The sequence below is a fragment of the Streptomyces oryzae genome (assembly GCF_017676365.1).
Taxonomy (GTDB): domain Bacteria; phylum Actinomycetota; class Actinomycetes; order Streptomycetales; family Streptomycetaceae; genus Streptomyces; species Streptomyces oryzae.
Genome location: NZ_JADKMA010000204.1, coordinates 1 through 14,065 on the forward strand (window position 1 = coordinate 1; position 14,065 = coordinate 14,065).

Annotated in this window: 12 protein-coding genes and 1 pseudogene; 6 read left to right on the forward strand and 7 right to left on the reverse strand. The window is 72.0% G+C overall.

What is annotated here, in order from left to right:
* Window positions 1-113 precede the first annotated feature (113 nt).
* Window positions 114-656, forward strand: a complete 543-nt coding sequence (locus ITI46_RS28785) for a GrpB family protein (RefSeq protein WP_307808364.1) — start codon at window positions 114-116, stop codon at window positions 654-656.
* 217 nt (window positions 657-873) lie between these two features.
* On the opposite strand, the gene ITI46_RS28790 is transcribed toward ITI46_RS28785, so the two are convergent.
* A complete protein-coding gene (locus ITI46_RS28790; RefSeq protein ID WP_247746753.1) occupies window positions 874-1,122 on the reverse strand; it encodes a hypothetical protein in 249 nt (82 codons plus the stop codon).
* Between the two features lie 114 nt (window positions 1,123-1,236).
* Here ITI46_RS28790 and ITI46_RS28795 point away from each other — a divergent pair, with 114 nt between their 5' ends.
* The 5 genes from ITI46_RS28795 to ITI46_RS28815 all read left to right on the forward strand — a co-directional run bounded on the left by ITI46_RS28795 (window position 1,237) and on the right by ITI46_RS28815 (window position 4,316).
* Window positions 1,237-2,067 (forward strand): helix-turn-helix domain-containing protein, encoded by an 831-nt coding sequence (locus tag ITI46_RS28795; RefSeq protein WP_209242850.1) that lies wholly within the window; start codon window positions 1,237-1,239, stop codon window positions 2,065-2,067.
* Complete coding sequence (locus tag ITI46_RS28800; protein ID WP_209242851.1) at window positions 2,064-2,279, forward strand: DUF397 domain-containing protein; 216 nt, start codon at window positions 2,064-2,066, stop codon at window positions 2,277-2,279. The genes ITI46_RS28795 and ITI46_RS28800 overlap by 4 nt, the downstream gene beginning before the upstream one ends.
* Window positions 2,280-2,332: 53 nt before the next feature.
* Complete coding sequence (locus ITI46_RS28805) at window positions 2,333-2,947, forward strand: YdcF family protein (protein WP_247746750.1); 615 nt, start codon at window positions 2,333-2,335, stop codon at window positions 2,945-2,947.
* A gap of 66 nt (window positions 2,948-3,013) precedes the next feature.
* Window positions 3,014-3,520 carry a VOC family protein gene (locus ITI46_RS28810; protein WP_209242853.1) on the forward strand — a complete coding sequence of 169 codons (507 nt, stop codon included), beginning with the start codon at window positions 3,014-3,016 and terminating at the stop codon, window positions 3,518-3,520.
* Window positions 3,489-4,316 (forward strand): MerR family transcriptional regulator, encoded by an 828-nt coding sequence (locus ITI46_RS28815; protein WP_209242854.1) that lies wholly within the window; start codon window positions 3,489-3,491, stop codon window positions 4,314-4,316. Before ITI46_RS28810 ends, ITI46_RS28815 begins: the two co-directional genes overlap by 32 nt.
* Before the next feature lie 35 nt (window positions 4,317-4,351).
* Here the strand turns inward: ITI46_RS28815 and ITI46_RS28820 are convergent, their stop codons facing one another.
* The 6 genes and pseudogenes from ITI46_RS28820 to ITI46_RS28845 form a co-directional block, all read right to left on the reverse strand.
* Entirely contained in the window at window positions 4,352-5,416 is a 1,065-nt protein-coding gene (locus ITI46_RS28820) for a glycosyltransferase family 2 protein (RefSeq protein ID WP_209242855.1), read from the reverse strand.
* Complete coding sequence (locus ITI46_RS28825) at window positions 5,413-6,693, reverse strand: nucleotide sugar dehydrogenase (RefSeq protein WP_307808365.1); 1,281 nt, start codon at window positions 6,691-6,693, stop codon at window positions 5,413-5,415. The genes ITI46_RS28820 and ITI46_RS28825 overlap by 4 nt, the downstream gene beginning before the upstream one ends.
* Complete coding sequence (locus tag ITI46_RS28830) at window positions 6,578-8,389, reverse strand: glycosyltransferase family 4 protein (protein ID WP_247746752.1); 1,812 nt, start codon at window positions 8,387-8,389, stop codon at window positions 6,578-6,580. Before ITI46_RS28830 ends, ITI46_RS28825 begins: the two co-directional genes overlap by 116 nt.
* 84 nt (window positions 8,390-8,473) lie before the next feature.
* A complete protein-coding gene (locus ITI46_RS28835; RefSeq protein ID WP_209242857.1) occupies window positions 8,474-11,272 on the reverse strand; it encodes a glycosyltransferase in 2,799 nt (932 codons plus the stop codon).
* A 233-nt stretch (window positions 11,273-11,505) separates the two neighbouring features.
* Window positions 11,506-12,687, reverse strand: a pseudogene (locus ITI46_RS28840) (Gfo/Idh/MocA family oxidoreductase); the annotation flags it as partial.
* Window positions 12,687-13,802, reverse strand: a complete 1,116-nt coding sequence (locus tag ITI46_RS28845; RefSeq protein WP_209242858.1) for a DegT/DnrJ/EryC1/StrS family aminotransferase — start codon at window positions 13,800-13,802, stop codon at window positions 12,687-12,689. The pseudogene ITI46_RS28840 and the gene ITI46_RS28845, both read right to left, overlap by 1 nt.
* Between the last annotated feature and the right edge of the window lie 263 nt (window positions 13,803-14,065).

Here is a 14,065-nt window from a genome sequence, read left to right on the forward strand (position 1 = left end):
GCCACCGACCCCCCACCCCGCAAGAGGCCGAGGCCACGGCGCCCGCCCCTTTCGATCTGGACCCCGCACAACCGGAACCCCTCAGCTGACCCGGATGGGACAGGATGACGGCTGTGCCAGAGCCCAGCCGCATCCACATAGCCGACTACGACCCGGACTGGCCCCGGCAGGCCGCTGCCGAGATCGCTGCTCTCCGGGCAGCGGTGCCGGGGCTGTTCGCGGAGATCGAGCACATCGGCTCCACCGCTGTCCCCGGCTTGGCGGCCAAGCCTGTCATCGACCTGATGGCCGCCGTCCACGACCTCGCGCACGCTCCGGCCCACCGGGCGGCGCTCGCCGGCCTCGGCTACCAGCCGCACGACAACGGAATGACGGACCGGCTGCTGTACGTCCGTGCGGAGGGCGGGGTCCGCAGCCACACCCTGCATGTGGTGACCCTGGAGAGCTGGCCCACTCGAAACCAGCGGATCTTCCGGGACCACCTCCGCGCCCATCCGGCGGACGCGGCCACATACGCGCAGCTCAAGCGGGCGATTGTCGCCGCCGGCACGGGGCCGGGTGAGTACGCGAGAGCCAAGACGGCGCTGGTTCAGGAACTCACCGACCGTGCCCGCGCACGTCTCGGCCTGCCGTCGGTACCCGTGTGGGAGAAGTAGTCAGCCGTTTGCCGCCTGCGGCGGGGGGAGGCTTTTTTCGTCACTGGTTAAGCCGGTGACGGTGGGCGGGGAGGGGTGGTTCGAGAAGGGCGGCGACCCAGGCCCTCCAAGTGCTCATCGATCTGCCGCCCCAACCGCTCCGCGTGCTCACCCAATTCAGCGGTCGTACGGCGCCGTTGCCCGTCCTGCTGCTCCGAGGACTGCCGCGAGCCCCCGCTCATCCCTCTCCCTCTCCCGCCCCGGACCGCAACGCGGCAGCAAGCGCCCGGGCCGTCGCCACGTTGCAGCACCCCAACTCGATCAGTGCGGGCGAGGCCCACCCGGCGTAGGAGACCACGTCGACCGACAGCGACGGCAACCTCACCCCCGCCGCCGCGAGGGCCTCCTTCAACTCGTCATGCGCTGCCTCAGCACTGCTGATCTTCTCCTCCGGCGTCGCCCCCGCCGCACCGTTCCAGTCGTTCACCTGCGTTCCCTCCGCTGGATCAATTACCTTGCGTGTTCCAAGTGTTGCCCTGGGTCGCGGCGAGAACGAGGGTTTGATCTCCCCGGCGCCACCTGGGGAGAACGGAGGCGCACGATGCCAGCACGGCCACGAGAACTGACCCCCGACCGGGGCGCCCGACACCTCTTCGGCGCCAAGATGCGCACCCATCGTGAGCGGGCCGGCATGAGTCTTGACGGCCTGTCAGACGTGGTGAACGTCAGCCGCAGCCACCTGTCCCGCATCGAGACAGCCGAAGCGATGCCGCCCCCGTCCCTACCGCCCATGCTGGATGCGGCCTTCGGGACGGACGGGATCTTCGAAGAGCTGTTCGTGCTCGCGGGCAAGGAGATTCACGATGACGAGTTCCGGCTCCGTATGGGCTTGGAGGCCCGAGCACGGCTCATCGAGGAGTACATCGGCCAGATGGTGCCAGGACTCGTGCAGACCGAGGACTACGCCCGCGCGCAGTTCGAGACCTTCAACCCGAGAGCGACACGGGAGGAAATCGAGAACCTGGTCACGGCACGCATGAGTCGACAAGTCCGGTTGCAGGCCGACGATGCGCCGGATCTCTCACTGATCCTCGACGAGGCAGCGCTACGACGGGGCTTCGGCGGTCCAGAAGCGATGCAGGCGCAATTGGCCCGCCTCGCTGAGCTGACGTTCACACGAACGACCGTGATTCAGGTTGTCCCCTTCGAGCTTGGGGGACATGCCCTGGTCGGCGGCTCACTGACCCTGCTGACCCTCGACAACGGCACCAAAGTGGCCTACGAAGAGGGCATCTCTACCGGCATGCTGCTGGAGGATCCGAACACCGTCGCAGCACACCAGCGCCGCTACGATCGACTCAGCAAATGTGCTCTGTCGCCATCCGACTCGGCAGCATTCATCCGTTCCGTCATGGAGGCACTACCAACATGAGCACCACCCCTGGCCACACAGTGTGGGTGAAGTCAAGTTACAGCGGCGACGGGGGCTACAACTGCCTTGAGTGGGCACCGGCTTACATCAACACCGGCACCGTCCCCGTCCGCGACAGCAAGGACCCCCACGGCCCCGCGCTCACCTTCCCGACCTCGGCATGGGCGTCCTTCATCACAGCCGTCCAGCAGGACACCCTGGACAGCGTGTGACCAGACCCGCCGACGCCGCCATCACCGACGAGCAGTGGAACGACGCCAGGCTGATGTGGGGCTACCACCAAATGGGACACGAGCCGCGCCGCTGCTCGGCGGCGATCGGTCTCGGCAGTCACGATCTCGGGGTCGCCACCACTGCGGCCGACCTGTACCGCACCGGCCTGTTCCCGGTGCTCGTGTTCAGCGGTGGGAACAGCCCGACGACCGCTGCCTGCTTCCCGCGCGGCGAGGCGGTCCACTACCGGGAGCGCGCGCTGGAGCTCGGTGTGCCGGGCGAGGCGATTCTCGTGGAGCCCAGGGCCGGAAACACCGGTCAGAACATCGCGTTCTCCCGCGAGGTGCTTCGGGAGGCCGCCGTAGAGGTCGATTCCGTGCTCTTGATCTCGAAGCCGTACATGGAGCGCCGGGCCTATGCGACGTGCCGCAAGGTGTGGCCCGAGGTCGATGTCGTGTGCGCATCCGAACCTCTTGAGCTGGACGACTACGTCAAGTCCATCGGTGACGAGAAGCTCGTCGTCGACATGCTCGTCGGCGACCTGCAACGGGTGATCGAGTACCCGAAGCTCGGGTTCGCCATCGAGCAGGAGGTGCCGGAGCACATCCGTGCCGCCTATCAGCGCCTCCTACGCGCCGGGTTCGACAGCCGACTCCTCAAGCCCTGAAGGGCATCACGCTTGTCCACGGTTCGGCTTGACCCTCACGGTGCGTGAGGCAGGAGAGTGGCGTGCATGAGCGACTACTACAACGCGTTCGAGATGAGCCCCGTGCCCACCCCCGGCCCGGATGCGGTTCCGCCGGAGCCGTTTCGCGGCATCTATGGGATGCCCGCGTTCGTGACGATCCCCACGGGCGATCTGGCGGAGTCGGTGGACTTCTGGGTTCGTGGGCTCGGCTTCATCGAGCTGTTCAGCATTCCCGGCAGTGTGGTGCATCTGCGCAGGTGGGCGTTCCAGGACGTACTGCTCGTCCCGGCGGCGAGCGTTCCGGAGGAGGCCCCGGCGATGAGCGTCAGTTTCTCGTGCGTGCTCAGCCAGATCGATTCCCTTGTCGAGGACTGTCGGGCGCTGCGCCCGGACTCGGTCGAGGGTCCACGGGACACCCCGTGGACCACCCGCGATGTGACGGTGATCACCCCGGAGAACGCACGGATCGTCTTCACTGCGGCGAAGCCCTTTGATCCGGCCAGTCAGGAGGCACGGGACCTTGCAGCAGTCGGGATCACCCCACCGGCCTGATGCCGGTGACGCCGATGGCCTGACGGTCGGTCAGGCCTCGGCGCGGCTGGGCGTGACGGTCCGCGCGCTGCACCACTGGGACGAGATCGGTCTGGCGCGGCCGTCGCTGCGCACGGCTGCCGGGTACCGGCTCTACACCGCCGGTGATCTGGAACGCCTGCACCGCATCGTCGTCTACCGTGAGGTCGGTCTCGGCCTGGACAGGATTCGGGCCGTCCTGGACGACTCGACCGCGGACGTGCCCGGCGCGTTGCGTGCGCAGCGCGCCCAGGTTGCGGAGCGGATCGAACGGCTCCGGCAGCTCAGCGACGGGCTGGACCGGATGATCGACGCCCATGAGCGCGGCCTGCTGCTGACCGTCGAGCAGCAGGCCGCGATCTTCGGCCCCCAGTGGGATCCGGACTGGGCAGCGCAGGCACGTCAGCGTTACGGAGACACGGCGCAATGGCGGCAGTACGCCGAACGCTCGGCCTCTCGCGGGCCGGAGGAATGGCAGGCCATCACCGACGCCGTTGCCGGCTTCGACGGCGCGCTCGGGGATGCGATGGACGCCGGTGTCACACCTGGCAGTCCGGAAGCGAATCAACTCGTCGAGCGGCACCGCGAAGTTTTTGCCTCGTACTTTCCGCTCACCAGGCAGATGCAGGTCTGTCTCGGCCGCATGTTTGAGGCCGATCCGGGGTTCGCCGCCCACTACGACGGCATCCGCACCGGCCTCGCCACCTGGTTCCGTCAGATCGTCGACGCCAGCGCACGCGCTCACGGCATCGACCCCGACACCGCAACCTGGCAGTAGCGACCGGCGGTGGAGACCGGCAGTGCGGAGCGGTCTCAGCCCAGCATCGCCGTCATCAGCTTGCGTACCGCGGGGAAGCGGCCGAGCTTCGGAGGGCGGGGGGTGCGGGCCGGGTCGCGGGCGATTTCCGCGCAGAGGGAGGGGATGTCGCCGCGCCAGGCGAGTTCAAGTGTGCGGCGGCGCCCTGGATCCAGGCGTTCCAGTACGCCGTCGCCGTGGGCGCCGATCAGCCGGGCTGCGCCCGTACAGACCGTCTCCCGTACGTCCTCCGGGAGAGCGGGGAAGTCCGCGCCGAAGAGCTGGAAGATCTCGACGTGGAAGTGGCGCTTGTGGAAGGCGTCGCGCAGCGGGCCGGGGGCGAGGTGGCGGCAGGTGGTCTCGAAGAGGCGCTCGGTGCAGCGGAGCCGTACCGGGGGCGGGGCCTGGTAGGTGATGTTGCTGGAGTCGGCGCGGCGGACGGCGAAGTAGTGCGGCTTGTCGGCCAGCACGGAGATCCGCGCAGCGCGTACGCATGCCTCCAGTACGAACGGCTGGTCGCTGAAGGCGGGCATGGTCTCGTCGTAGCGGATGCCGTGCCGCTCGATCAGTGAGCGGCGGAAGAGCTTGGTGTTGGACAGCGCCCACGGCAGCCCGTCGCCGACCAGCCGGATGGCGGGTGAGGAGCGGCTGAACACTCCGGTGGGTACGGTGCGTTCACCGACGGGCACCATCTTGCACAGCAGCACGTCCGAGCGGCAGTCGTCGGCCATGGTCACCATGCGCTCCAGGGCCTCGGGCGAGAGGTGGTCGTCGGCGCCGAGGAAGAAGACGTAGCGCCCTGCGGCCAGCTCCAGGCCCCGGTTGCAGGGGGCGGCGGGGCCGCCCGAGTTGGGCTGCCGCACGGTGGTGAACAGGCCGGGGTACAGCGCGGCGAAGCGTGCGATCTCCTCGGCGCTGCCGTCGGTGGAGCCGTCGTCCACGGCGATCACCTCCATCCGCCGTTCCCCGATCGTCTGCTCGACGAGGGAGGTCAGACAGCGGGTGAGGTAGGGCATCGTGTTGTAGACGGAGACGACGACGCTGACGTCGGGCCGCGGAGGGGCGCCGGAGGCGGTGGTCATGCGCGCACCACTCCCCGGCCGATGCCGTCCCCGACGACCACCCGCCGCACCCCCGCCCACAGCGCCGGGTCGGTGATCCGGCGGCCGTCGACCAGCACCCGTACACCGGGCAGTTGGTCGGCGGACAGTTCGCGGTAGACCGCGTGATCCGTCTGCACCACCGCCGCGGATACCGACCGGCCAGTATGCGGACGCAGCCCCAAGTCGGCCAGCTCGTGCGGCTCGAAGAGCGGGTCGGAGACGTACGCGCGTGCGCCCCGAGCGCGCAGCGCCGCCACCGTGTCGAAGACGCCGGAGAACGCGGTCTCCTTCACCCCGCCCCGGTAGGCGGCGCCCAGCACCAGCACCTCGGCCCCGCGCAGGTCGCCGTAGGCGTCGGCGAGCAGGTCGACGGCGTGTCCGGGCATGGCCAGGTTGGTCTCGCGTGCTGCGCGTACGACGGCGGCGTCCGGGTCGTTCCACAGATACATCTGCGGATAGACGGGGATGCAGTGGCCGCCCACCGCGATGCCCGGGCGGTGGATGTGGCTGTAGGGCTGGGTGTTGCAGGCGTCGATGACGGCCTCGACATCGATCCCGGACCGGTCGGCGAACCGGGCGAACTGGTTGGCCAGCGCGATGTTGACGTCCCGGTAGGTGGTCTCGGCCAGCTTCGCCAGCTCGGCGGCCTCCGCCGAGCCGAGGTCCCACACGCCGTTGGGCCTGGGCAGCTCCTCGCGTACGTCGAAGTCCAGTACGGACTCGTAGAAGCGCACCCCGTCCTTGGCCGAGTGCGGACCGATGCCGCCGACCAGCTTGGGGTAGCGGCGCAGATCGGCGAAGACCCGCCCGGTGAGGACCCGTTCGGGCGAGAAGACCAGCGAGAAGTCCCGCTCGGGCAGCATCCCCGAGCCCTCGGCCAGCAGCGGCGCGAAGCGGTCGCGGGTGGTGCCGACCGGGAGGGTGGTCTCGTAGCTGACGAGGGCGCCGGGACGCAGCCCGGCGGCGATCGCCCGGGTCGCCGCGTCCATCGCCCGGAAGTCGGGCGTGCCGCGCTCGTCCACGAACAGCGGTACGACCACGACGACGGCCTCCGCGTCGGCGACGGCTTCCGTGGTGTCCGTCGTCGCCGTCAGCAGCCCCGCCTCCACCGAGGCGGCCAGCCGTTCCTCCAGCCCCGCCTCACCCGGGAACGGCGCCACTTTGCCGTTGACGCTCGCGACCACGCGTGCGTCGGTGTCCGCGCCCGTCACGCGGTGTCCCTTGGCCGCGAACTGGACGGCCAGTGGCAGCCCGATCTTCCCGAGTGCCACCACACAGATCCGCATTCCCGTCTCCTTCTGGCTGGTTGTGCTGCTCCGGGCGTTCCAGTGCTGCTGCCTGGAGCAGCCGGCTGTAGATCCGGTCGAGCGTGCGGGCCTGTGTCTCCCAGGTCCACTGCTCCAGCAGGCCGGGCCGTTCGTAGACCGCGCGGTAGCGCTGCGGCTCGTCGAGGATCGCGCGTACGGCGCGTGCGTAGTCGGCGGTGTCCTCGGCGCGGAAGACCACGCCCTGGCCGGTCTCCAGCGTGGTGGCGGCCATCGTCTCGACGTCGCTGACCACCAGCGGCAGCCTGGCGTGCGCGTACTCGAAGAACTTGGTGATCAGCGCGATCTCGTGGTTCGGCCAGTGGTGCAGCGGGATCGCGCCCACGTCCGCCTCCGCGAGGAAGGGCACCACCTGCTGGTAGGGCACGTACGGCAGCACATGCAGCCGGTCCGCCACCCCCAGCTCGGCGGCGCGGGCGCGCAGTTCGCGTACGTAGCCGGAGGCGGGCTTGCCCACGACCAGCGCCGTGTGCACGCCTGGCAGTCCGGGCAGCGCCTCCACCATCGTGGCCAGGCCGCGCTGCGGGGCCGCGGCGCCGCTGTAGACGACCAGCGGGGTGCCGGCGTCGATGCCGCACAGGGCGCGCAGGCTGGGGGCCTCGTCCTCGGGCGTGCCGGCCGCTGAGGTGTGCGCCTCTGGTGCGTTGAGGACGACGGCCGGGTCCTCGGCCAGCCCGTGGCTGCGGCGCAGCAGCGCGGCGGCGGTCCGCGAGACGGTGACGGCGGCGTCGGCGTACGGCACGTACTCGCGCTCGTGCGCGACATGGGCCGGCAGCCAGCGCACGTCGTTGGTCCACGGCCGCACCCCGGGCAGGAACTCATGTGCGTCCCACACCAGCTTCACCGGCCGTCCCTCGGCCATGGCGCGGATCTTGGCGCGGGCCCCGACGCCCACCATCCGGAAGTCGTTGGCGTGGATGATGTCGGGCCGCAGCTCGTCCACGACCCGGCCGTAGGCCAGCTCGAAGTCGTAGAGGCTCGGCCACAGCACGCGCCAGCAGCGCTCCCGCAGCGCGCGCCGCCAGAAGGCGGCGGCGGCACGGTCCAGCGGGCCGGAGCCGCGCTGCCTGAGACCCGCGTCGAGCTGCCGCTTACGGAACCCCACCCAGCGCTGCGCGAGCCGCGCGGCGGCACGGGGGAGGGCGAGGCGCGCGGCTGCGGTACGGGGCGCGGCGAGGCGCCCGGCGACGGCGCGGCGCGCCTCGGAGGCAGCCGTGGCGGCACGGTCGGCGGGCTCGACGGCGGCAGCCGTGGCGGCGGAACCGGGGGACGCCGCGGAGGCGGCACAGACGCCGGAGCCGCCGGACGCGGGGGATCCCAGCGCCAGTTCGGCGCGGCGGGTGCGCAACTCGTCCCGCCACGCCTTGACGCGCTGTACGCGGTAGGCAGCGGTACCCGGCCGGTAGGCGAGCGGTCTGCGCAGCAGCGGGCGGCGGGAGGTGCGCGGCGGCTGGGCCAGCGGTGTGTATACGGGCAGCAGCCGCACCTCAGCGCCGCCGATCCGCCACGAGGCGGACCGGCCGTCCGGCGAGCGGCCCAGCAGCGTCACCTCCCACCCGGCTGCCGCGGCCGAGCGTGCCGTCTTCTGCACCCGGGAGTCGCCCACCACCCCGTTGCACACCAGCATCACGATCCGGCCGCGCTCCGGCTCGTCGGCGTCGAACTCCACAGGTGTCCCTTTCTGTTGTCGGCTGCCCGGGCGAGCGCCCGCTCAGCGCAGGAAGCCGTCCAGCACATCGGCGGTGTAGGTGCCGTCGTGGTAGGTGCGGACGTATTCGGCGGACTCCTGCGCCGTCCGCATCGCGGAGTCCCGGTCGTCCAGCAGCGACTCCAGGGCGCCGCGCAGCGTGGCGGGGGTGGCGTTGACGATGGGCGGGCGGATGCCGACGGACCGGTGCAGCCGCTCGTCCAGGAAGGCGATGACGGGTCTGCCCGCTGCCATCCCCTCGCAGGCGAAGGTGCCGTAGGTGCCGACCGCGAACTGGTCGACGACGATGTCCGCCTCCTTGACCAGCTCCTGCACCTCGATCCAGGGCACGCCGGTCACCATGCGGAACTCGATCAGTCCGCGCCGGTCCATCTCCTCCAGCACCGGCACCACCTGCTCGGTGCCCTTGGTCCACCGTTTGGAGGGCGCGTGCACCACCACCGGGCGGGCCCGCTCCAGCGGAGGCCGCTCGCTCGCCCAGCTGTCCACGTCGACCACCAGCGGCGCCCAGCGTGCGCCGGGCAGCTCCTCCAGCAGATCGGGCGTCGTCACGAACTGGGGCAGCCCGCTCTGCGCCGCCATCCGCCGGTTGCGGGCGCTCTTGCGGGCCAGCGCCTGGAGGATCTTCTCGTCGGCGGCGTGGAAGAGGGAGTGCTCGTAGCGGGCCATGTGGCGGTGCGGGTCGCGTACGTCGCTGCCGTGCGCGAGCAGCGCCACCTTGATCCCGGCGGCTGACAGGGAGGGCAGGTCGTCCTGGATGTGGCCGCCGTTGAGCCGGCCCAGCGCCGGGGTGAAGGAGTCGGCGAGGTAGTGGGTGTAGGAGCCCAGCACCCGGCGCGCACGGTCGAGCTGGAAGCCCAGGTCGCCGGTGCGCTCGCCGATGGCGTAGATGTCGGCCGGGTAGATGACGCTCTGGTCGTGGGTGTGCATCACGACCTCGGCCGACAGGTCCTGGCGCCGCTCGCACAGCGCCCGCGCGAACCCGGCCAGCTGCCCCGCCGAGTTGGCGCAGCCCAGCCCGAGCCGCACCGGGGTGCTGCCCAGCGACCGCCATCCGGACGGCATGGCGTCACGGGCCGCGGGCGCGTGGTGGGCCCGGCCGGACGCGCCAAGACCCGGCTGCTCGGAGGCCGACCAGGGCACGCTGCGCGGCGCGAGCCGGGCGGCGGCCGCGGGTCCAGCGAGGCGCTTGTAGAGGTCCAGCAGCCCGGCGGACTGCTGCTCCCAGGACAGCTCCTGCCGCAGCGGCTCGGTGATCCGTGCCGCCAGGGCATCGCGCTTGGCCAGCCCGCGCTGCACCGCGGCGACGAAGGAGGGGACGTCCTCGGTGACGAACACCTCGCCGACGCCGGTGCGTTCCACGAAGCCGCGCAGGGTCCGCACCCCGCTGGTGATCATCGGCAGCCCGGCGTGCAGATACTCGGCCGCCTTGGTGGGCAGCGAGATCTCGCAGTTGGGCACGTGCCGGAAGCAGATCAGCCCGAGGTCGGCCGAGGAGAGATAGTCGGGCACCTGCTCCTGCGGCACATAGGGCACCACATGCACCCGCTGCCGTACGCCCAGCTCCTCGGCGCGGGCGAGCAGCCCCTGGAGGGTGGCGTTCTCCTTGCCGGCGACCAGCGCGAGGTGGGCGTGCGGCAGTTCGGCCAGCCCCTCGACGGCGGTGTCCAGCCCGCGCTCGGGCCCGATCCACCCGGCGTAGACGAGCAGCGGCACATCGGGGCTCAGCCCGCAGGCGTCCCGCACCGAGACGCCCTCGCCCGCACCGGCGCTGACGGCCTCGCGCACCGGCGCGTTGGCGACGACCAGCGGCTGCGCGGGCAGCGCGTACGCCTCCCGCAGGATGCCGGCCAGTTCCTCGGAGACGGTGACCACGGCGTCTGCCCTGCCGATGAACTCCTCCTCCACGCCGGGGAAGGCGCCGGCCCGCACCGCGTCCGGCCACTGGACGCCACGTACGTACTCGTGGGCGTCGTACAGCCAGCGGGTGGCCAGTCCGCGGGCGCGCAGCCGGGCAGCGCTGCGCGCGCCGACGGCGATCATCAGGTGGTCGTTGGCGTGGATGACGTCCGGCTCGATCTCCTCGATGACCGGGCCGAAGGCCAGGTCGATGTCGAGGAGTTCGGGCCAGTCGGTACGCCAGTCGCCGGTCGGCTGCGGCGCTCCGGCGACCCGGCGGCGCTCCCACTTGTAGACGCGCCCGCGTCCCTTGTGTGCGTAGCGGCGCGCCCGCACCCAGCCGCGCAGCGCCTCCCTGGCCAGCTGCCGGGCGAGCGCGGCCGTCCGCGGCTCGGGCGTACGCAGCCCCTCCGGCGCGGGCCGCCCGCCCGCGGGGGCGCTCAGCCAGCCGACGCGCGCCGTCTGCTCACGCACCCACGCGGCGTGCGCGGCGCGTGCCCGCAGCCAGGCCGAGTCGTCGGGCAGCCCCAACTGGGTGAGACGGCTGCGCAGTTGGGGGCGGCGGCGCCCGGCCGCGACGACGGCACGCATATGCGCCGAGACCGGCACCTTGATGACGCGGACAGGCCCGAGCACCGACTCCTCGCGCCGCTTGGAGGGGCTGCGGCCCACCAGCGTCACGTCCCAGCCTGCCCGGGCAGCGGCAATCGCGGTCTTCTGCACCCGCGAGTCGCCGGTGATGGTGTTGCCGACCACGACCGCCAGCCGCGGCCTGCCCCGGGGGTGCTCCTCGCCCGTGCGCGCGGCGCTCTCGCCCATCCGGCCTTCGGCCGCGCCGGGCGCTTCCGGGACGTTGCTGCCGCGCGCCGTACGGCGCCGGACGAGGCGGTGCGTCTGCTTCATGCCGGGTGCTCCGCGATGGTGGGGGCCGACGGGTCACGTTCGGGGACGACGGCCGGGGCCGGTGTGCGGACGGCGGTGGCGGTTCCGGCGGGCGCCATGGGCTCGGCCGGCTCACTGTGGGCGGCGGGGCCCGGGTGAGCGACCCGCTCCTTGGGGGCGCCGGTCTCCATGGGGGCGCCGGTCTCCTGGGGGGCACCCGGCTCCTTGGCGGCGCCCGTCTCCCTGGAAGTGCCGGACTCCTTCGCAGTGGCCGCCCGCCGTGCCGACTCCAGCACCGCGGCCGACACCTGCACCGTCCGCAGTCCCTCCCGGGCCGTGACGATGCCGCAGCCCTCGCCGATGCCGTCCCGCACGGCGTCGCGGAACCGCTCGTGCTCGACGACCAGCGGCTCGCGCTTGGGGAAGGCGTAGCGCACGGTGTCACCCTCGGCCACGCCGCGGAAGGCGCGCAGCGCCTCCCACTCGGTGGCGACGGCGCCGTTGGCGTGGAAGGTCAGATCCGCCGTGAGGGTGTCGGCGACGAAGCAGCCGCGCTCCCCGGTGACGGCGGTGAACCGCTCCTTGAGCGGGCTGAGCCAGTTCACCAGGTGGCTGACCATCGTGCCGTCGGTCAGCGAGCCGACGACCGCGACCATGTCCTCGTGCTCCCGGCCGCTCTTGGAGACGGTGCGTGCCGACAGCGAGGCGTAGGCCCGTCCGGTGATCCAGCTGGTCAGGTCGATGTCGTGGGTGGCCAGGTCCTTGACCACACCGACGTCGGCGATCCGGTGCGGAAAGGGCCCCTGGCGGCGGGTGACCACCTGGAAGACCTCCCCCAGCTCCCCCGCCTCCAGGCGGGTGCGCAGCTGCTGGAGCGCCGGGTTGAACCGCTCCACATGGCCGACCCCCGCCACCAGGCCGCGCTCCTCGAAGGCGTGCACCAGCCGCCGCGCCGCCTGCGGCGTGTGCGCCAGCGGCTTCTCGATGAGGGCACACACATCGTGCGCTGCCAGCTGCAGGCCGACCTCCTCGTGCAGCCCGGTCGGGCAGGCGACGACCGCGTAGTCGACGCCCAGCGCCAGCAGGTCCGCCACCTCGCGCAGCACCGGTACGCCGAGCATCGGGGGCACACAGCCGTGCGGATCGCCCGCCGGATCGACCGCGGCGACGAACTCCACGCCCTCCAGCGAGGAGAGGATCCGCGCGTGGTTCCGCCCCATCGCGCCGAGCCCGATCAGCCCTGCGCGCAGCCGCCGCCCCGCACGCCGCCGCTCGGCGGCGGACTGCTCGGCCGTTACGGGAGTGAACCCGCTGCCCGGTCCGTGCGCCGGCCGGGGCGCGTCGGCGGTCTTGGGGGCGCTCGCCGTGGGGGCCACCGGGGTGGTGGCGGCGACCGCCGTCGCCGCTTCGATGATGTCCGTCCTCGTCGCCGTCATCAGGCCGCTCCCGCCTTGCTCGCCGCGCTGTTGGCGGCCGCCACGATCCGGTCCAGGTCGCCCGGGGTGAGCGAGGGGTGCACGGGGAGGGAGAGCACTTCGGCCGCGGCCTGGTCGGTGACCGGCAGCTCGGCGCCCGCCTGCGCGTAGGGCTTCAGCCGGTGGATGGGCGTCGGGTAGTAGACGGCGCACCCCACGCCGGCGGCCTGCAACTCGCGCTGCACCGCGTCCCGTACGGCCGCGCCGCCGGGCACCCGCACCGTGTACTGGTGGTAGACGTGCCGGGCGCCGTCGGCTGCCCGCGGGGTGACCAGCCCGCCGGTCAGGCCCGCGTCGAGCGCCTTGGCGTTGGTACGGCGCTGCTCGGTCCACTCCGGCAGCCGCTCCAGCTGCACCCGTCCGATGGCGGCCGCCAGGTCGGTCATCCGCATGTTGGCGCCGACGATCTCGTTCTCGTACCGCTGCTCCATGCCCTGGTTGCGCAGCAGTCGCAGGGTGCGGGCCCGCTGACCGTCCGGCACCGCGACGAGGCCGCCCTCCAGGGTGTGCATGTTCTTGGTCGGGTAGAAGCTGAAGCACGCCGCGTCCCCGAAGGTGCCCACCGGGCGCCCGTGCAGCGCCGCCGCGTGCGCCTGGCAGGCGTCCTCGACGACGGCCAGCCCGTGCCGCTGCGCCAGCTGGGTCAGCCGGCCCATCGGCGCCGGATGGCCGTACAGATGCACCGGCATCAGCGCCGCCGTACGCGGCCCGACGGCCTCGGCAGCGGCGTCCGGGTCGAGGCAGAAGGTCTCCGGGTCGATCTCGGCGAAGACGGGTTCGGCACCGGCCAGCCGCACCGCGTTGGCCGTCGCGGCGAACGAGAACGAGGGGACGACCACCTCGTCGCCCGGCCCGATGCCGAGCGCCAGCAGCGCCAGGTGCAGCGCGGAGGTGCCCGAGTTCACGGCGACGCACTGGCGGCCCTCGACCAGCGCGGCGAACTCCTCCTCGAACGCCGCCACTTCGGGGCCCTGCACCACGCGGCCGTCGCGCAGCACCCGCACGGCGGCGGCGACCTCGTCGTTGCCGATCACGGGTTTGGCAGCCGGAATCATGTCTTTTCGCAGCCGTTGCATGGCGGATGTGCCCTCCGGTTCCCCCGGCAGATTCGCCTGTATGTGGACCCGGTTCGGGCCACCGTCTTGCATGATTTGCGTACAAATCACCCGTATTGCCTACGGTTTCGGCGGACGCGAGGGCTGCGTCTTCTACGCTGCGTCACTTCATGGGCGGCGCCTCGCGGAGCGTGACGGCCGGCCCGGCAGCGCCGGGCGCGCCCTCCTCGGCGTGCTCGGCGTGCTCGGCATATCGCTCGCCCGTCCGGGGGCACTCCCACTCC